This window comes from Streptomyces sp. NPDC058145, from assembly GCF_042884245.1.
GTDB lineage: Bacteria > Actinomycetota > Actinomycetes > Streptomycetales > Streptomycetaceae > Streptomyces.
Map to the genome: position 1 here is coordinate 1 of NZ_JBHVUH010000022.1, position 18,464 is coordinate 18,464.

Genomic DNA, 18,464 nt, shown 5'->3' on the forward strand with positions numbered 1-18,464 from the left:
AAGTCGAGGGCCCGGCCACGTCGCTCGAACCGCCAGGCTGCCAGGACCGGTTCAATCAGCTCCCACCGGGCATCGGTCAGGTCACTCGGATACGCACGCCGTTCCACCATGACCTCGGCATACTGCCGGCCGGGGGCGTGCGCCCAGGCGTGCGTCATGCCGTGTCGAAGCACGGAACAGACCCGGGCGTCCTGGAATGAGACAGGCGCAAGCGAACTCTCACCCCATCCGTGACACCGCCAGCTCCACCACGCAGAAGCGCCACCACAGCCTCAGCAGCAGCACGTCGGCAGGCAGAACAAAGCACCCCAGAGCACCACACTCAAGAGAAAAACGACCTCTTACTGATCGTTTCAGAATGAAGTTCGTTGCGAGCCTTGGCAGTTGGTTGTTGTTTCGGCAGGATCTGTTGAGTGTCCGCTGATCTTGTGCCTGATGACCTGTGGGAACGTATGGCCCCGTTGTTGCCTGCCCGTCCGCCCAGGCGGCATCGGTATCCCGGGCGGTTGCCGGCCGATGACCGTGCTGCGCTGAGGGGCATCGTTTACGTGCTGTGCAAGGGCGTGAGCTGGCGGGACGTTCCGGCGGAGCAGGTCGGCTGCAGTGGTGTGACGGCCTGGCGGCGTCTGCGGGACTGGACCGAGGCTGGTGTCTGGCCCCAGCTGCTCGAGGTCCTGCTGGCCGAACTGCGGTCTGCGGGCTTGCTCGACATGGACGACGCCGCGATCGACGGCTCGCATGTCAGAGCCCTCAAAGGGGGGCTCACACCGGACCTTCGCCAGTCGACCGGGCCCGTCCCGGCAGCAAGCACCACCTGATCGTCGACCGGCACGGAACCCCCCTCGCTGTCTCTTTGACTAGCGGAAACCGTCATGACGTCACCCAGCTCATGCCCCTGCTGGACGCGATACCCCGCATACGCGGGGTCCGCGGGCGGCCGCGTCACCGGCCGGGCCGGCTGTTCGCCGACTGCGGCTACGACTACGACAAGTACCGCCGCATTCTCCGGGCCCGCGGCATCACACCGAAGATCGCCCGCAAAGGCACATCCCACGGCTCCGGCCTGGGCAAGACCCGCTGGGTCGTCGAGCGCACCTTCGCATGGCTGCACCAGTTCAAGCGGCTTCGCATCCGCTACGAGATACGAGCCGATCTTCGCCTCGCACTGCTCCAACTCGCCTGCAGCATCATCTGCTTGAGACGACTCCGCACCTCATTCTGAAACGATCAGTTATGGAACACGTGCAGGCCGTCGGGGTAGGCGCTTGTCGGTCCGGTGGCGTCCTTGGGTTGGACCGTGATGTGCGGGCAGGGCGCGGCGCGGTGGTTGCGCTGCCAGTGCTGGACGTGCTCGGCCATTTTCGTGGCCGCCAGGTGACCGGCTGGTCCGTAACCGTGAATGACGAACTCGTGCAGACCTTTGCCGCTTTCGCCGTCTCCGATCCGCTCGTGTGCCAGACTGGGCGAGTGACGTCCCACGCACGATGGCCGCGCCGCGCCAGTGCGGGGGTGGGGGTCTGATGAGGCCGGTGTGGCGGTCCGGGTCGACGGACAGGCGGCAGAAGCCGGGGAGCGCGCCGGCCAGAAACAGGGTGAGGGAGTCGAAGGGTTCCTCACCCCCGACGGTGACGTGCGTGCGGACCGTGGAGGGCGCCATGTCGAAGGCCGGGGCCAGCTGGTCGACGGGCGTTGGCGTTCCGTCCTCGAAGGCAAGGCGGATGCCACAGCCTGGGATGGTCTGTAGATTCGGTTCCCATGCGCCGGCTCCCTGCATGGGGACGAAGCCGCACACGGTGAGTGGCTCCTCACTGACGAGCGCACCGTCGCGTTTGGTGAAACCGATGGACCACACGTACTGGTGGAGGCGCAGCGGGGCGACGAGGCGTCCGCCCTCCGCAACCGTGGTGATCCACGGCAGATCCCAGGTGTCGACTGTGACGATCACCGCATCGAAGCCGCCTTCGGGGATGGCCTCGGGGGGGTAGATGCTCGGCGTCCGCGGTTAGGACACGGACACGGTCGTATCCGGTGGCGCAGAGGAAGCGGGTGGCGCGGTCGGTGACGTCAGGGTCGATGTCGACGGTGGTGACCTGGCCGGTCCGGCCGACCAGCTCGGCGATCAGGGCGGCGTTGTAACCGCCTGAGCCGACCTCCAGGACATGGTGGCCAGACCGGAGGCGGGCCGATTCGAGCATGACGGCCTGGAGCCACGGTGCGCTGATGGAGCTGCTGATGCGGCCGTCGGGCGTGTGGCGTGTGGGGGTGATGTCATCGGCGTACGCGGTCTGCACGGGCACTTCCGGTGCGAAAGCATGGCGGGGAACGCTGCGCAAGGCGGCCTCGACAGTGGTGGTGCGGACGTGGCCGGCCGCGAGGAGTTGATCGACGAGCCGGTGCCGCAGTGCGCTGGGTTCGTGTTCCTGCGCGGTGGTGGGGGGAGTCGTCACCCTGGGGCCTTTCGAGCGGGTCATGCGGGATCTGCGATGGTGGGGGAACCGGGGCGGGGGATGGTGCCTGCGGGGGCGTACTGGGCGGCTTGCGCGTCGAACATCGAGGCGTAGCGTCCTTGGGCGGCCACGAGTTCGTCGTGGCTGCCGTGCTCGATGAGCCGTCCGTGGTGCAGGACGTAGATGCGGTCGGCATGGCGGACGCCGGACATGCGGTGGGTGACCAGGACGACGGCCCGGTTCGGGGCGGCGAGTCGGCGGATGCGGTCGAAGGCGGCGATCTCCGCTTCTGGGTCGAGGGCGGAGGTGGGCTCGTCGACGATGAGCACGCCGTCGGCATCCGAGGTGGCGCTGCGCCAGTGGGTCCGGGCGAGGCCGATTTTCTGCCACTCGCCGCCCGACAGTTCGCTCGCGCCGCGGAACATCCGGGCCAGCAGGGTGCGCAGCCCGTCGGGAAGTTTTGCGATGACCGGTCCGGCACCCGCGTAGTCCACGGAAGGCTGCAGGTGCTCGGGGTCGGCCGCCTGGGCGGGCCGGCCGATCCGGATGTTCAATGCCGCTGTCACGGGCCAGCGTTGGAAGTCCTGGGTGAGCAGTGAGACGCGGTCGAAGACCTCGGAGCGGTCCAGGGAGGCGATGTCAGCCTCACCCCACAACACCGTCCCGCTCTGCGGCAGCAACAGGCCCGACAACACCTTCATCAGAGTGCTCTTGCCGGAGCCGTTCTCGCCGACCACGGCGGTGACCGAGCCCATGGGCAATGTGAGGGAGACCTCGTCCAGGGCGGGGGCTTCTCGGTCCGGGTAGCGGTAGCTCACTTTCTCCAAAATGACCTGCCTTACCCGTGCCGGGACGGGGTCGCCCCCGCTGGGAATGGTGCGCCGTGCCGCCTCGTCTAGGAACCGGGCGTGGTCGCGGACGTAGAGGGACTCCTCATGCAGCTGGTTCACGTTCATGACCAGCGCGCCCAGGCTCGCCGAGCCGGACCGGACGGCGATGACGGCGGTCCCGGCCACGGCCAGACTCATGTGCCCACTTGTGATCAGCCAGAACATGACCGCGTACGTCGCCGCCATGGCGAGTCCGGACAGTGCGGCGGCCACCCATTCGGTGACGGCTTTGCCGGTGGCCAGGCGCTCCTGCTCGGCCTCGGCGTTCTCGGCCATCCGCTCGTAGCGGTTGAGCATGAACGGCCCGACGGCGTGGATGCGCACCTCTTGGGCGGCGGTGCGCTCGGTGAGCAGGTTGCCGATCAGACGGGCGGCGCGCACGTGCTCGATCCAGCTCATGACCGACACGTACCGTTCCTGCGCCACCCGCATCGCGCCCCAGCCGCGGGGCGCCGCGATCAGGATCAGCATCGGCAGAAGGACCGGGTGGAGGATGGTGAGCACGCCCGCCGTGGAGATCAGGGACATGGTCCCGTTCAGCGCGGCGACGCAGGCACTGATCATGCGGCGGGCGGATCCGGCGCCGTACTGGGCGACGTCGATCAACCGCCGGAACTCCGGGTCCTCGATGGCCTCCAGCTCGACCGACGCGGCGGCGGCCAGGTACTGGGTCGTGGCGATCCGCTCGACCAGCGGCTCCAGCCGGCCCGCCCGCGAGGTGGACCATCCGGCAAGGCCCGAGTTGACCACGGCTGCTCCGGCGGCGGCGAGCAGTCCGGGCAGAACTGCGTGCAGCCGCTGCCCGGGGGTGCCGGAGCCGAGCAGCGCGTGCATGACGGCGTTGACCGCGAGCAGCCCGATGGCTGCGGCGAGACCCTGTCCGATCTCGCTGATCGCGACTGTGAGCAGCGCGCGGCGGTCTGCCTGCCACGCCATCCGCAAGGTCGCCCCGACCAGCCTGGGCATGCTGCGCAGAGCCGACATCATCGTCAAGTCCAGCCGGGCACGCTCGTGTTCCGACCAGCCTAAGTCGTAGCGTAGAGGACCGCCGAAGAGCTCCTCCTCGGCGTCGGAGACCTCCGGCTCCGCCATCCGCACCCGTCCGATGAACCTCTTCACAGCGCGACTCCTGCCCCGGGCCGGCTCAGCGCCCGGAGAGTTGGCGTGGGCAGCCACCGCGTCATGATGACCATGATCCGCGCAGAGGCCCAGCGGCTGGACTCGTCTTGGTACGAGCACTCCTCACTCCGGGCCACGTTATGGAGGGTCGCAGGTGCTGGTGTCCTGGCCGAAGTCACTAGGCTCCCCTTGATGGTTGTGTGGCTGCTCCTGCGGCTCAACGAGCCGGTCGGAATTTCGAACACATGTGTTTCAGTCGTGTTGGTAACCCTGGGATTGAGCGCGCGCCGGAGCTTGCGGGTTGCATCGACCCTTGCGGCCCCCGGGCCAGTGACCGGAGCGGCGGTGGCCAAAACGCCGAGCGTGCCGCTGTTCAGGCGCCCGGCTGGAGGAGCCGTGTGGAGCTACGGGATCTCGGGAAATTGGGGCGCTTCCGCTGAGCTTGGCCAGGTCACGGACATCGATGCCGGTGGCCTTGGCGTACTGCCTGGACCAGTCGGCCTCGGCTTGACTGAAGAGGTAGTCGGGGTGACGTGGCACCGGTTCCTCGCCGCGGGTTCGCAGCTTGGTGACAGCCGCTCGCTCTAGTTCCTGATCACCGCACTGACGAGCCAGAAGGATGGCGGTCGCAAGCCGTGCCGGCTCGTTGTTGGCCGGTGTGAACGACGAGACCCCGTCCCGGTTGATGTGGGTTGGAATCCCCGATGTCCTCGGCGTCGTACCTCTCGCCGTCCTGCCTCGTGGCGAGATGGGCAACCACGGCCAAGCCCACGGCCAGAGTCGCGGCGCCGCCAGTTCTTCGTTTTTAAGGAGGCTCTGATGTCATACGACGACCCGCCTGAGCTCTCGGCCGTCGACGACGTCCGGCTGATCTTTTGGGCTTGATGCGGGCCGAAGTCTTGCTCTACGGTTCGCGAATGGCGATTCTGCAGACGCTGACGAACCAGGGACGCGTAGTGGGCGGCCACTTGGCGAGCGGCAGCGTTCTCTCAGGCTACGGCGGACTCACCATCCAGCACTCACGCAACCCATTCAAGCGGCACAAGCTCAACGCCGAGACCGTGCTCGAGTGGGAGGAACTCTCGACCAGGGAGGGTGTCGCCGGCGTCATGGGCCAGGCTGTCGCGACGGCTGCTCTGCCTGGGATGATCGGTAAGGCTGTCGGTGCCGGCCTCGGGGCTGCCATGAGAACCGGGCGCACCGTCCGCGTGAACTGGGCCGACGGCAATCAGTCCATCATTGAGTTGCCGGAGAAGTTGTTCATGATCTTCTCCGTATTGCTCGAGGGCCAGCAGGTCGTAACTGATACCTCCGCACAGGCCGAGTCTTCGGAGCCCCTCCCGGCGCAGCCTGGCGTGACCGAGAAGGTCTTGAACCTCGCTTCTTCGGTGATCCAGCGAGGCAAGCATGGGGTACCGGCCGAGGCCGCAATTCAGCCGGATGTTGTCGAGCAGATCGCGAAGCTCGCGTCGCTCCACGACGCTGGCATCCTCACGGACGAGGAGTTCACGGAGAAGAAGGCTGAGCTGCTCAAGCGTCTCTGACACTTGAGGCGGCCAGTCGGCGCCCGGGCCCCGGTCGACGCGCGTGAGCCAAATCCCTTGGCGTGGTACTGACGCCGGTTCTCGCGCAGGTGGTTCGACTCTACTCCGCAAGATCAACCGACCGTATCTGCCGCAAGGTGAGCGTCAGGTTCGGCCACGCCCTGGGATGACTCACGGGTCGGCAGCTCGCGTATGGGGTCCGCCACCAGATCATTCAACGAGGCGCGTGACGTCGAGCTCACATGCTAGATACCACCAGCGGCTCCTGCCCTCGACGGCTCCGTCGCGGGCCTCCACGGACCAGCAGGCGGTCTCGTCGTCCTCGCGCAGAGCAGTACGTCGCGCCGGGGAGCCGCCTCCACACTCGGCCGCCTCGCACCGCCCCTCTGAACCAGCGTCAAGTCGTCAAATAAGCGGGTGAACCGCAGGTTGCGTGCGTCCGCCAAGGCCCAATCGGTCAGCGGAGCAGAAGGTGCGGTGCGGCGGATGGCCTAGCGTCCTGGGCGATCTCTGGGCCGTGCGAGGTTGTTCAGCAGGGGCCAACGACGACCAATGACACCTACGCTGGCGTGGCGAGGCACCGCTCGGACCAGCGAAAACGCGGGTCGCAAGAGTACTCAGCTGCCCACCCCAGCCTCCCACTTGCGCCGGCGCAGCACGTGGTCGCTGAAGAGGTGGCGACTCCGGTCGAGCAGTTCCCCCACCTCCGCGTCGCCGCGCCGCACGTCCGCCGACGGACGCCAGCGCTGCACGGATTGCCCAGCCCAGGTGCGCAGCTCCGCATCCGGGTCCTCCAACAGTCCGACCGCCGCCCGTAGCGCCTCGATGCCGCCGTGCCCTTCGAGCAGCCGGAATGCGGCAACACGGACGTGCCTCGGGTGCCCGAAGCCGATGCGCTCCAGTAGCCAGTCGGGGGGCAGTTCCTTTGCCGAGGGCAGCAGGGCGATGGCCGTCTCGCGGACGACACCAGCGGCAGGGTCATCGAGGAGCGGCCGCAACTGCTTCGCATCCACGCAATCCAGTGCCCGCAGCCCTGCCACCGCCCGCGCCCGCACCCCCGCCACCGGGTGCGCAAGCAGCGGCCACAGCAGCTCGGCGTCCACGCGGTTCCCGCACTCGCTCAGCCCGATCACCGCACCAGGCGGCAACTCAAGGTCTTCCGGTGCCCTGCACCGCTCCTGGTACCAGGCCACCGGATCACCTCCCAGTTGTCGTACGACATACCGGGCACAAGCACGCACGAGCGCGGACCGGTCACTGAGAAACGGCAACCTGCTGGACATGTCCCGCCTGCAGACCGGCACCGTGACCCCCATCATCCGCGAGACCGACCTCGACGAGGTGGTCCCCATGGCGCTCGGTGGGGTGCCCGAGGACAGTGTGGAACTGGACATCCCCGAGATACTGCCCATGGTGTACGTCGACCGCGGGCTGCTGGAGCGGGCCGTCGCCAACGTCGTTGAGAACGCGGTCAAGTACAGCGCGCCGGAGGAGCGGGTCCTGGTCGCCGCGAGCGCCCTCGCCGGCCGCGTCGAACTGCGGGTCGTGGATCGTGGCCCCGGTGTACCGGACGAGGCCAAGGACCGCATCTTCGAACCGTTCCAGCGCTACGGCGACTCGCCGCGCGGGGTAGGAGTCGGGCTCGGCCTCGCCGTCGCCCGCGGCTTCGCGGAGGCCGTCGGCGGCACCCTGCACGCCGAGGACACCCCGGGTGGTGGCCTCACCATGGTGCTCGCGGTGCCCACGGCTCCGGACCGGGGCCGGCCGGAGCAGCCGGATCTGCCGGCCGAGGTCACCTCCTGACGACTTCAGGCGTGCGGCGGCACCGTTTCGAACTCCCGCTCCAGATGACCGGTGTCCAGGCGCAGCCGCAAGGCGTTCCGGCGATGCACGGCCGTCAGTGCCGCCCGCAGCGGGGAGGGCGGCACGGCCAGGACGGGGCAGCCGGCGTGGGCGAGGCAGTAGCGGCTGACCGACGGCCACGACGCTCGGCGCAGCCGGCCCCGGGTGCGCCCCGGACGACGAGCGCCTGTCCGGGTAGCCCCGTGCCGGCTCCGCCGAACACGTCACGCAGCGCCGCGACCAACCTCTCCCGCGCTAGCCGCTCCCACTCCGGGACCATGGCGGTCGTGGCCGGGAACCTGCGGGCGGCGAGATCCCCCTCCGGGGGCTGCCAGGTGACCACCGGCCAGAGTTCCGCACCTCGGAGCCGTGCCTCGTCGGCAGCCCGCCCCAGGGCGATCAGGCTCCCCGGCGAGCCGCTCACTCCGACTACGACACGAGCGGCTGGGGGCATAAGGGACTCGGGCATCGCTTTCACCTTCTGTACGTACCGCCGGAGGGTTTCCGGGCAGCGGTCCTTCGCGGAACCGCCTCCATCTCACCTCCCTTTCAGGGCCCCGGACAGTCCGTGGACGAATTTTTGGCGCGCTTCTGACGGCCCCTTCGCGCCCTCTCACCAGCGCTGTCAGCATCCCGTCAAAGTCGGCCGGCTCCTCGTCAGCGTCCCGTCAGGACCGGTCCGGCGACCGGGGGTCCGGGCATAACGTCGACAGGGAACCCCGGGCCGCCTCCCCGCGTCCGGGGTCTCACAGACTCGATCCTGCGCTGCCCTTCGGGAGGCACCCCATGGCAGAACTCCTCTACGGCGAAGACCCCGAGCCCTCCGATCGGTTCCCGGCCGGACCCCTGTACGTCCCGGTCCGGCCGGGCCCCTCCGGGTGTGCGGCCCGGCTCTTCCGCACACCGCTCGGCGCGCGCACGGCCGTCGGCTTCACCTCCGAGCGCCGACTGGTCGCCACCCTCGGCGCTGGACAGGCGTGGATCCGCCTCGCCACACCCGCCCTGCGCGCACTGACCGCCCCGCTCGGCGTCACCACCCTCACGGTGGACCCGCAATTCACTGCCCCGGCGCCCAGGCCGGTGCCCGCAGCGGCACCCGCCTTCGCGCTGCGGAACGCCTGAGAGGGAAAGACACGATGACCACGATTCCCGTCGCCGCTCCCGCTGTCACGGCCGCCGACCTGTCGGTGTGGCCGGCCTCCACCGCCGAACCCCGGCCCGGAGAGCTGACTGTGGGCGGAGTGCCGCTCGCCGAGATCGCCGACCGCTTCGGAACCCCCGTCTACGCCGTGGACGAGGCCGAGGTCCGCGACCGCTGCCGCACCTACCAGGACGCCTTCCCGAACGCCGAAGTCCTCTATGCGGCCAAGGCGTTCCTGTGCCGGGCCATGGCCCACTGGATGGACGAGGAGGGCCTCGGCCTGGACGTCTGCTCTGCCGGTGAACTCGAACTCGCCGTCACCACCGGCTTCCCGCCCGAGCGGATCGTGCTGCACGGCACGCCAAGTCCCCGCGCGACCTGGACACCGCCCTGCGCCTGGGCGTGGGCCGGATCGTCATCGACAGCCCCTCGGAGATCGCGCGGCTGGCCGCCGCCGTCGGCCCGGACGGCCACCAGAAGGTGATGGTCCGGGTGGTGCCCGGCATCAGTGCGGGCGGCCAAGAGAAGATCCACACCGGCACCGGCGACCAGAAGTTCGGCCTGTCCATCGCCGACGGCTACGCACAGCACGCCATCACACGCATACTCGACCAGCCGCAACTCGAACTCACCGGCCTGCACTGCCACCTGGGCTCCCAGATCACCAGCGTCAAGCCGTATCTCGTCGCCGTGCGCCGCCTGGTGGGCCTCACGTCCCGCCTGCACGCGCAGCACGGCCTGGTCCTGCCGGAACTGGACCTGGGCGGCGGCCACGGCATCGCCTACCGTCCCGGCGAGCGGGCCCTGGACCTCACCGCACTGGCCCGCAAGGTCCGCGCCGAGCTCACCGAAGCGTGCACCACGTCCGGACTCCCCGTACCCCGCCTGATCATCGAGCCGGGACGGGCCATCGTGGGCCCTGCGGGCATCGTCCTCTACCGCGTCCTCTCCGTGAAGCACACGGGCGAGCACGTGTTCGTGGCCGTGGACGGCGGCATGAGCGACAACCCCCGCCCGGCCCTGTACGGCGTCCGCTACGCCCCCCGCCTGATCGGCCGCCACAGCACCACCGACGTGGCCCGGGTGACCGTGGTGGGCCGGCACTGTGAGGCGGGAGACGTCCTCGCCGCCGACGTGGACCTGCCGGCCGACGTACGCCCCGGCGACCTGCTCGCCGTCCCCGTGGCCGGCGCCTATCACCTGTCCATGGCCTCCGACTACAACCTCGTCGGCCGGCCGCCCGTCGTCGCCGTACGCGACGGACGGGCCCGTCTGCTCGTGCGCCGGGAATCGCTGGAGGACATCCGCCGCCGCGACGTGGGTCTGTAGGCCACCCGCAGCCCTTGATCTCCCGGGCGGGCCGGTCTTTCCTCCCTCGCCGACCGACCCGCCCGGGGCCGCAGACGGTGATCAGCCCGCCTACACCTCGATGTGCGCGCCCATGATGACCGTGCGGTCGCGGGGGAGGCCGAAGTACTCGGCGGCGTCCGCGGTGATGTACGAGGTGGCGATGAACAGTCGCTTGCGCCAGGGTGCCATCGTCGGTTCCTTGCCCCGCCGGAGATCGATCTTCGACAGGAAGTAGGACGCCTGATCGAGCTGCAACGGCCCTTCGGTCTGCGCCGGATCGAGCATGGCCAGGGTGCTGGGTACGTCCGGGGTCTCCATGTAGCCGAACCGGGCGGTGACGTGGATGATCCCGTCGTCGGCGTAGCCGAGGTCGTCGACGACGATCCGCTGGTCGGGCTGGACACGGGGCACGGGCTCGGTCTTGAGGGCGAGGATCACGACCTGGTCATGCCGTACGTGGTTGTGCTCGACGTTGGCCCGCATAGCCAGGGGGGTGGTCTGCTTGCCCCGGTTGAGGAACACGGCCGTGCCGGGGACCCGCAGCGTCGACACCTCACCACTGCGGAGGCGGTCGATGAACTCGGGCAGCGGGCCCTCCTGGCGTACTCGTTCGGCGGTGACGAGTTCGCGGCCGCGCTGCCAGGTGGTCATGACGGTGAAAGCGGTCAGGCCGATCAGCAGCGGCAGCCACGCGCCGTGGACGAGCTTCGTCAGGTTGGCCGCCACGAACAGCAGGTCCACGAAGAGCAGCAAGGTCGCACCGACGGCGACCAGCCACTTGGGCGTGCCCCACTTGGCACGGGCGACGCAGAAGAACAGCAGGGTGGTGATGGTGATCGTACCGGTCACCGCCATGCCGAACGCGAAGGCCAGTGCCGTGGAGCTGCGGAAGGCGAAGACCAGGATGAGGACCGAGACCATCAGCAGCCAGTTGATCCAGGGGACGTAGATCTGGCCGATGGTGGATTCGGAGGTGTGAGCGATCCTCAGCCTCGGCAGGTAGCCGAGCTGGGCGGCCTGTGAGGTGACCGAGTACGCGCCGGTGATCACGGCCTGGGAGGCGATGACGGTGGCCGCCGTGGCCAGCAGGACCATCGGCCACCTGCCCCAGTGGGGCACGAGCAGGAAGAAGGGGCTGCTGACGTTGCCGGGATCGGCGAGGATCAATGCGCCCTGACCGAAGTAGCTCAGAACGCACGCCGGGAAGACCAGGAACATCCAGCCGCGCGTGATGGCCCGGCGGCCGAAGTGCCCCATGTCCGCGTAGAGCGCTTCCGCGCCGGTGACCGCGAGCACGACCGCGGCCAAGGCGAAGAAGGCGGTACCGAAATGGCCGAACAGGAAACCCAGCGCATAACTTGGTGACAGCGCTCTGAGGATCGCCGGGTGGTCGACGATGCCGACCAGACCGCAGGCGCCGATGGCCACGAACCAGGCGACCATGACCGGCCCGAACATCCGGCCCACCGCCGCGGTTCCTCTGCGCTGCACGATGAACAGTAGGACGATGATCACCGCGGTGATCGGCACGACCGCACTCCCCAGCGACGGCTGGACGACCTTGACCCCTTCGACCGCGGACAGCACCGAGATCGCCGGAGTGATCAGACTGTCGCCGAAGAACAGGGAGGCGCCGAAGACGCCCAGCGCGGCCAGCACGGCCGTCGCCCGCCGGCCACGCTGCGAGCCCCACCGCCGTACGAGGGTGATCAGCGCCATGATGCCGCCCTCGCCGTCGTTGTCGGCGCGCATCGCCAGCAGCACGTACGTGACCGTCACGATGATCATCACTGACCAGAACACCAGCGATACCACCCCGTACACGTTCTGCGTACTGACCGGGACAGGGTGCGGGTCGCTCGGATTGAACACGGTCTGGAGGGTGTAGATCGGGCTGGTACCGATGTCGCCGAAGACCACGCCGAGAGCGCCGATAACCAGCGTGAGACGCACCGCGTCGTGCGCGCCCGCACCATGATTCTCCGGCGGCCGCGATGCGGATCCGCCGCTCGACGCGGCCCCGTGCCGGGGATCGGCCATGGCATCCTCCTCAGCTCGGGCCGCGTTAACTCAGGCGAGGTGTGCTGTCAGGTGCGCTACGCCGCGACGATACCGATCAATTGCACAATCGTTCGTAGCGCACGCCGATGCGTCCGATCCGGGTGCGAACCGTCAGGCAACTCGGCAAGCGGTCAGCATGAATCCCTATATGAATGGTAGGCGTTGGCCGAGGACGAGCCGTTGTAGGGTGAGAGGACAGCACTTGACCCGCAAAAAGCGGGCAGGGAGCGAAGTCCGAGAGTGCTGAACGCTTCGTACCGTATTCAAGTCCAAGATCTAAGGCTTGGCCATTCCCACAGGTCAGAGGAATGATCGCCGGGCTGAGGTCAGGTCACGTCCGCGGGAGTGGTGTATTGACGGCCACTCGGTGATCTCTTTGTTGAGGTTATGCGGTGAGTTCGGTCGGGAGGACGGTGTCGACGTTTTCCGACTCGATCGGGTGGAGGCGGACCTTGGCGAGCAGGTCGAGGCCCATGTAGCGGCGGGCCTCGGTCCACTCGTCGTTCTGCTCGGCCAGCACCGCGCCGACGAGCCGGATGAGGGCGGTGCGGTCGGGGAAGATTCCGACCACGTCCGTGCGGCGGCGGATCTCCTTGTTCAGCCGCTCCTGCGGGTTGTTTGACCAGATCTGCCGCCAGATCTCGCGCGGGAACGCGGTGAACGCCAGCAGGTCGTGCTGGGCGGCGTCCAAGTGGGCTGCTGCCTTGGGGAACTTGGCCTCCAGCGCATCCAGCACATGTCGCATCTGGGCCTGGACGGCGTCGGCGTCGGGCTGTTCGAAGACCGTCCGCAGCAGCGTGGCCACCCACGGTTGGGCGGACTTCGGCACCTGGCTCAGCAGATTCCGGGCGTAGTGCGTGCGGCATCGCTGCCAGGAAGCGCCGGGCAGGACCGCGCCGATCGCGTTGACCAGGCCGGTGTGGGCGTCGGAGACGACCAGCTGGACGCCGGACAGGCCGCGGGCGGTCAGGGAGCGCAGGAAGGCGAGCCAGCCGGCGCCGTCCTCGGCGGTGGCGACGTCGATGCCGAGGATCTCGCGGTGGCCGTCGGCGTTGACGCCGACAGCGATCAGCGCGTGGACGTTGATGATGCGGCCGGCCTCGCGGACCTTCTGGGTCAGCGCGTCCACCCAGACGAACGCGTAGGGTCCGGCATCGAGGGGCCGGTTGCGGAAGGCGGTGACCTGCTCGTCGAGGTGCTTGGCCATCGCGCTGACCTGGGACTTCGACAGCTGGGTGACGCCGAGAGACTCGGCGAGCTTCTCGACTCGGCGGGTGGAGACGCCGAGCAGGTAGGCGGTGGCGACCACCGAGATGAGGGCCTGTTCGGCCCGGCGGCGCCGTTCGAGCAGCCAGTGCGGGAAGTAACTGCCCTGCCTCAGCTTGGGGACGGCGAGCTCGACCGTGCCTGCCCTCGTGTCCCACTCGCGTGGGCGGTAGCCGTTGCGGTGGTTGACGCGTTCCTCGCTGACCTGGCCGTACTCGGCGTTGCAGAGAGCGTCGGCCTCCGCGGACATGAGGGCGTCAGCGAACGTCTTGACCATCGCGCGCCGCAGATCGGGACTCGCCGCGGCGAGGTTGTCCTCGGCGAGCGCGTGCAGGGGCAGACTGTCAGGTGCGGTCATCGTGCTGATCTCCTTCGAGGCTTCGACACTTCGAAGATCAGCCGGTGGCCGTTCATCTATGCGGGCCCCATCCCGATGCCGGAGCAAACCCCCGGATCAGGTCGAACCCGTACACCACTTCCCTGGACGCAACCTGAGGTCAGCAAAGAGTCGGCATCGGACGCCGCTGCGTCCTGGCGTTGCTGACCTCTGGGTCGGAGAGTGACCCGGCCAGGGTCGCCCCTAATAGCTCCAACCTGCGGAAGTGGTGTCCCCCTGAAGAACTGGCCGGTCGACGCCGCGCGGTCTTCGCAGCCCTTCGGGTCGACGGCTATGTGATCTGACGCGCTCCCAGACCATGGCTGCTGTTGGTATCCGCCGCTGCCCCGTCAGGAGAGCCCAGATATCCGGAGGACTGCCTGCGCGGTCTCGTCGTCGATCCGATGACCGAGTCGTTCGAGGACATCTGCTCCGTGGCGCACAGTGCCGCGCTCGGCGGAGCGGCGCATACCCGTGTCGAGTTCGTGCCAGATCAATGGGTTGGCGGCAAGGACACGGGGATCGAATTCCAGGCGGTGGCCGTGGACGTCCCGCAGAACCAGGTGGGAGGACACGCCGTCGTACTGCCATACGGTTGTTAGCTCATCCGTGTGGATGATGCGGCGGCGCAATAGAGTGCGTACTGCGAGCCATCCGGGACCCGCACTCACCCGCTGTGGCAGCAGCACTGCGCATACGGCAGCCGACAAGGTTGACCAGAGCAGGGCGCGGAGCGGCGTCAGACTTCCCGCGTCCCAATCGACCAGGAGGCTCATGGCGCAGAAGACTAGGGCGCAGCTCACCGCGAGCCGAGCGCTGCCACGCCAGTGGCGATCGCCGACCGAGCCCACTGGTCTGCTTCGTCGCATGTAGCTGACGCTAAGCGCCTCTGTGCGGTCGAGCGACCGCCGCTGACGGAGACCTAACGCGCCACGATCGATCCTGACGGGATCCTTACGCGTTCTCACCTCAGACCATGTGCATGCGCGCGTCTGATCGAAGAGGAGGCCGGACTCCGGGGTAAGGGCCGGACACCCAGCGTCTGTCGCACGAGACGTCTCTCTGCCGCGCCGCAGCCAGGTGATACGGACCTGCAGCTGGTCGCGTTGGGATGCAGGGACGGCTGCGAGGTGAGGCTGCCCTCGGTGAGAGTGCCGTCCGGATGCGTGCTGTAGGCGCCGCCGAGGTCGCCGTACTCGTTGCCGAGGCCGTCTAGGGCTCGCAGGAGCAGCAGTACGAGGGCCTCGCCGTGGGCTCCGGAAGGCGGCGGCGTGATCGGCGGTGGGGGATGAAGGAGTCGTCTTCGCGCGAGTTGGCGCTGTTCACGTTCTCCATGGAAGCCTCATTGCCCCTTTTGTGCATATCTGGGTCGCACTCCAACTGCACGCTCGATCGCAAAGGGAGGCTGCCCAGGCAGCTGTCACTTTTCGACGGCGGCTGCACGCGATCCGAGGGTGGCCTGGAGAAGAAAAAAAGGGGGCCGGACCTCAGTCCACTGCGCTCATCCAAACCGCTGCCGAACCGGGGAAACGTCAAAGTGCCGCTGAGGCGCTAGCCGTCATCCGCGTGAGAGGTGGCGCCCCACGGTCTGTCATTCCGAGCCGGTCAGCTTGGCGCGCCAGCTTGGGTTGAGCTTCTCCACCGCGATGAGGATGCCGATCCGCACCATGGGAGCCCGGTCGCGTTCGCGATTCAGCACGCCGCGTGGGGTGGTCACGGTCTCAGGGATCTGGACAGTCGCAGCAATCGCGGAACCCGATAGCCAGCCGTCTCGGGACTGCGCTGGGCGGGCCGGATGAGTACCTGTTCGGCAACCCGACGGTCTGAGGCACCGAGACCGGCGGCCCTGGTGACACCTAGCCCGAGGTGAGCGGGCTCAGTGAGGCGCAGCAAGGACTCATGTGCGGCGTCCATGCCGCAGTGTCCCGGAAAATCCATCCCGTCCCGTAGGTGGTTGCGCACAACCAGGACGGCAATCTTGGGAGGCCTTTCAAGCGGATCCGCGGGGTTCCAGCGTGCTGCCCGCGCGCATCAGCCGCGCATCGCACCGGGTGCGGGGCGGGAGCTCGGATGCCTGCAGTACCCCGGATGCCACTGCGGACGGGTCTCCGCAGGCCACCCACCGGAAGCGGGCGATCATCATGATGTCGTCAATGCTCTCGCGTACGAATCCGTCCACGACGCTTGGGTTGCCCGGGCGCTTGCGCAGCACTACATCGCCCGGTTCCTGATCGTCCGCGATCTGCTGGTGATCTCCCGAGTCGGGGCAACCCGAGAGTTCGTACACCCAGTGGCCCATGGCCGCCATTCTGCCCGTTCTGGCGCACACCCCGCCGGTCTGGCGCGGAGTTGGTGGGGTGGAACCGCTCGAAAGGATCACAGCGCACTGCTGATCACACAACTCCGTCGTCCGGCGCTCCTCTATCAGTGATGCCAGCCGGCGCAGCGCAGGCGGATACGCAGCAAGCACGCGCCAGCGCGATCCCAATACCCCGCCTTCTGTACGCCGCTGATCCGACGGAAGGAGTCCGCGCGTGGTACGTGTGCCCAGTCGCAGGGAAAAGTTCGGCATCGCCATCCCCGAGGCCATGAAGGCCGGACTACCCGGAGCAGCACCGCCGGCCACTACCTGTCCGACGACGTCAACGGCGTGCTCATGGACACCGCTTCCTCGGCCGGGTTTGCCCGCGGCCTGCGCCGACCTACCGCGTGCCCGAAAGCCACCGCAGACATCTGGCTCGGGCCGCGCACCAGACGGCGACAGCGCGCTTCTCGGTGACCGGCATGGCGATCGCCCCTGGTCCGCGAGTGCGACCGCTGTGAAGATCACTATCTGTCCGCGATTTCCTGGAGGGCCTCGATTTCGTGCGCCTGGCCCTTGCGCCGCCGCGGTGAGCGCGGTGCGTCATGCTGGTGTTCGGTGTGTCGGCGATGGCCACTCTGATGGCCGGTGTTGTCACCGGACGCAGCGGGGAGGGGAGAGATCATTAAAAGGACCCTGCCTACGCTCTCTTCCTGCCGCATGGGACTCGTCACTGTCGCTGTGGTGGTATCAGTTTGCATCCTGCCGGTTGCCGCCGCCCAAGCGGCGGCCGCCGAGCCGCTGTCGTCTTCCTCCCAGGATCAGCCCACTTCGTGTGAAGGCGGCTTCCTCGACGGCGTGGTTGCCGTGGGATGTAACCCGTTTATCCAAATCCTCTGAGCAGTGCCGGGCGACTGCCCTACACGGTGAGGACGGCAGTTTGCGGACTGGGCTGCCGGACGACTACATCGCTTTGGCGGAGTCCTACCCTCGGTTGAAGATCGGGCAGTTCCTCTTTGTGACGTCGCCGGCCCCAGGAGGCGAAGCGGAATTCGTCGAGGGGGCGAGAGAGGATCTCGCCGGTGCCGAGGATATGGCACAGAAGGAAATGCTCGGTGGCTACCCTGCGTTCCCGGAATCGGGAGGTTTGCTGCCGTGGGGCAGCTCGATAGACGGGGACGAGTTCTACTGGCGTACGGAAGGGCAGCCCAACGAATGGACAGTCGTTGTGGCTGGGCGGAATGACGACTGGTTCCACTACGAGGGCAGCCTCTCGAGCTATCTCGCATGGTTGTGCTCTGGGACGGCCGAACCGCATGGGCTCCCTCCGAACTTTCCGGGGCCCGAACCGGTGGTTTCCGTCGGATGAGAGTGCTCGAAATGCTCAGGGACCCTTGAGCGCAAGGGTTGACCCATAGCGGATGATTGCGTCGGGGCCTGCTTCCGTCAGGAGGCGGGCCCCGACTGCGTCAGGCTGGTCCGCTCCGCCTCCGGTGGCCCGTGACCGGGCCGCGTACTCCGTTCGGCAGCCAGGAGTCGGTCACCTCAGGCCGAAAGATCATCTTGCGAAGTGTGTATGACGGCTCCGACCACGTCGTGGAGTCCCAGACGATGGACGGCACGGGCGCCCCGGTGCCGCAGCCAGTTGCACGGGCTGCGTGCTGACCGCACAACACGGTCAGCGCGAGTCTCAGGCAGGTCCGCCCACAGGGACCAGGCGGAAATGAAGCCCGCAGCCCAGTTGAGCGCCCGGCCGGCCCCCCGCGGCCAACCGCCGTACGGCTCGAAGGTTCACCTGATCACCGGGCGGACCGGTCTGCCCCTGTCTGTCGGAATCTCCGGTGCCAACGTGCACGACAGCCAGGCCCTGATCCCACTTGGACGAGGTCTTCATCAAGGTCAGCGGAGAATTCCGCTGAATCAAGCGAAGTCTTCACTCCTCCCGTTCCACGGCGCGGACCGGAGGTCAAGATCCTTCCCTGCTCCGTCCCGCACAACGGGATGCAGCAGCTCAAGCCCGTTCTTCAGGCTTTTCCACGCCAAGCATCGGTGCTGGTGGCGCAGGAGGAGCCTCTCTGAGTCCGTGATCGTTCTGCGCTGCCCACCGGATGTGGGGAGTGGTGGAC

13 protein-coding genes and 3 pseudogenes are annotated in these 18,464 nt (G+C 68.0%); 6 read left to right on the forward strand and 10 right to left on the reverse strand.

Features of this window, described 5'->3' with window-relative positions; genetic code table 11:
• Positions 1 to 110: pseudogene (locus tag ACFVVO_RS35280) on the reverse strand (IS5/IS1182 family transposase); the annotation flags it as partial.
• A 303-nt stretch (positions 111 to 413) separates the two neighbouring features.
• Here ACFVVO_RS35280 and ACFVVO_RS35285 point away from each other — a divergent pair.
• Positions 414 to 1,222 (forward strand): IS5 family transposase gene (locus tag ACFVVO_RS35285; RefSeq protein WP_390060579.1). Its coding sequence is split into 2 segments (ribosomal slippage): positions 414 to 753 and positions 753 to 1,222, totalling 810 coding nucleotides; the frame shifts between segments, so codons are not numbered across the junction.
• Positions 1,223 to 1,805: 583 nt separating this feature from the next.
• On the opposite strand, the gene ACFVVO_RS35290 is transcribed toward ACFVVO_RS35285, so the two are convergent.
• Positions 1,806 to 2,471, reverse strand: coding sequence for a class I SAM-dependent methyltransferase (locus ACFVVO_RS35290; RefSeq protein WP_390060581.1), 666 nt, complete (start codon positions 2,469 to 2,471; stop codon positions 1,806 to 1,808).
• A complete protein-coding gene (locus ACFVVO_RS35295; protein WP_390060582.1) occupies positions 2,468 to 4,456 on the reverse strand; it encodes an ABC transporter ATP-binding protein in 1,989 nt (662 codons plus the stop codon). Before ACFVVO_RS35295 ends, ACFVVO_RS35290 begins: the two co-directional genes overlap by 4 nt.
• A gap of 917 nt (positions 4,457 to 5,373) precedes the next feature.
• Here ACFVVO_RS35295 and ACFVVO_RS35300 point away from each other — a divergent pair.
• Positions 5,374 to 6,000 carry an SHOCT domain-containing protein gene (locus ACFVVO_RS35300; RefSeq protein ID WP_390060584.1) on the forward strand — a complete coding sequence of 209 codons (627 nt, stop codon included), beginning with the start codon at positions 5,374 to 5,376 and terminating at the stop codon, positions 5,998 to 6,000.
• Between the two features lie 617 nt (positions 6,001 to 6,617).
• Here ACFVVO_RS35300 and ACFVVO_RS35305 read toward each other — a convergent pair.
• The gene (locus tag ACFVVO_RS35305) at positions 6,618 to 7,193 is read right to left on the reverse strand and encodes a HEAT repeat domain-containing protein (protein WP_390060635.1); all 576 of its coding nucleotides are present in this window, start codon (positions 7,191 to 7,193) and stop codon (positions 6,618 to 6,620) included.
• Between the two features lie 73 nt (positions 7,194 to 7,266).
• Here ACFVVO_RS35305 and ACFVVO_RS35310 point away from each other — a divergent pair.
• A pseudogene (locus ACFVVO_RS35310) lies at positions 7,267 to 7,803 on the forward strand (sensor histidine kinase); the annotation flags it as partial.
• A gap of 94 nt (positions 7,804 to 7,897) precedes the next feature.
• Here the strand turns inward: ACFVVO_RS35310 and ACFVVO_RS35315 are convergent.
• Complete coding sequence (locus tag ACFVVO_RS35315) at positions 7,898 to 8,311, reverse strand: universal stress protein (RefSeq protein WP_390060585.1); 414 nt, start codon at positions 8,309 to 8,311, stop codon at positions 7,898 to 7,900.
• 317 nt (positions 8,312 to 8,628) lie between these two features.
• Here ACFVVO_RS35315 and ACFVVO_RS35320 point away from each other — a divergent pair, with 317 nt between their 5' ends.
• Together ACFVVO_RS35320 and lysA are read left to right on the forward strand one after the other, a co-directional pair.
• Positions 8,629 to 8,964 carry an SAV_915 family protein gene (locus ACFVVO_RS35320; RefSeq protein WP_390060587.1) on the forward strand — a complete coding sequence of 112 codons (336 nt, stop codon included), beginning with the start codon at positions 8,629 to 8,631 and terminating at the stop codon, positions 8,962 to 8,964.
• A 14-nt stretch (positions 8,965 to 8,978) separates the two neighbouring features.
• A pseudogene (lysA, locus tag ACFVVO_RS35325) lies at positions 8,979 to 10,312 on the forward strand (diaminopimelate decarboxylase).
• A 90-nt stretch (positions 10,313 to 10,402) separates the two neighbouring features.
• On the opposite strand, the gene ACFVVO_RS35330 reads toward lysA, so the two are convergent.
• From ACFVVO_RS35330 to ACFVVO_RS35350, 5 genes are all read right to left on the reverse strand, one after another.
• Positions 10,403 to 12,373: a potassium transporter Kup gene (locus tag ACFVVO_RS35330; RefSeq protein WP_390060589.1), complete on the reverse strand. Its 1,971-nt coding sequence runs from the start codon at positions 12,371 to 12,373 to the stop codon at positions 10,403 to 10,405.
• Between the two features lie 406 nt (positions 12,374 to 12,779).
• Positions 12,780 to 14,018 carry an IS256 family transposase gene (locus ACFVVO_RS35335; RefSeq protein ID WP_390060590.1) on the reverse strand — a complete coding sequence of 413 codons (1,239 nt, stop codon included), beginning with the start codon at positions 14,016 to 14,018 and terminating at the stop codon, positions 12,780 to 12,782.
• Positions 14,019 to 14,386: 368 nt separating this feature from the next.
• Positions 14,387 to 14,905 carry a hypothetical protein gene (locus ACFVVO_RS35340; protein ID WP_390060591.1) on the reverse strand — a complete coding sequence of 173 codons (519 nt, stop codon included), beginning with the start codon at positions 14,903 to 14,905 and terminating at the stop codon, positions 14,387 to 14,389.
• A gap of 722 nt (positions 14,906 to 15,627) precedes the next feature.
• Complete coding sequence (locus tag ACFVVO_RS35345; RefSeq protein WP_390060593.1) at positions 15,628 to 15,753, reverse strand: hypothetical protein; 126 nt, start codon at positions 15,751 to 15,753, stop codon at positions 15,628 to 15,630.
• A gap of 273 nt (positions 15,754 to 16,026) precedes the next feature.
• On the reverse strand, positions 16,027 to 16,335 hold the full coding sequence (locus ACFVVO_RS35350) for a hypothetical protein (RefSeq protein ID WP_390060595.1): 309 nt from the start codon (positions 16,333 to 16,335) through the stop codon (positions 16,027 to 16,029).
• A gap of 723 nt (positions 16,336 to 17,058) precedes the next feature.
• Here ACFVVO_RS35350 and ACFVVO_RS35355 point away from each other — a divergent pair.
• Positions 17,059 to 17,238, forward strand: coding sequence for a hypothetical protein (locus ACFVVO_RS35355; RefSeq protein ID WP_390060596.1), 180 nt, complete (start codon positions 17,059 to 17,061; stop codon positions 17,236 to 17,238).
• The last annotated feature ends 1,226 nt before the right edge of the window (positions 17,239 to 18,464 follow it).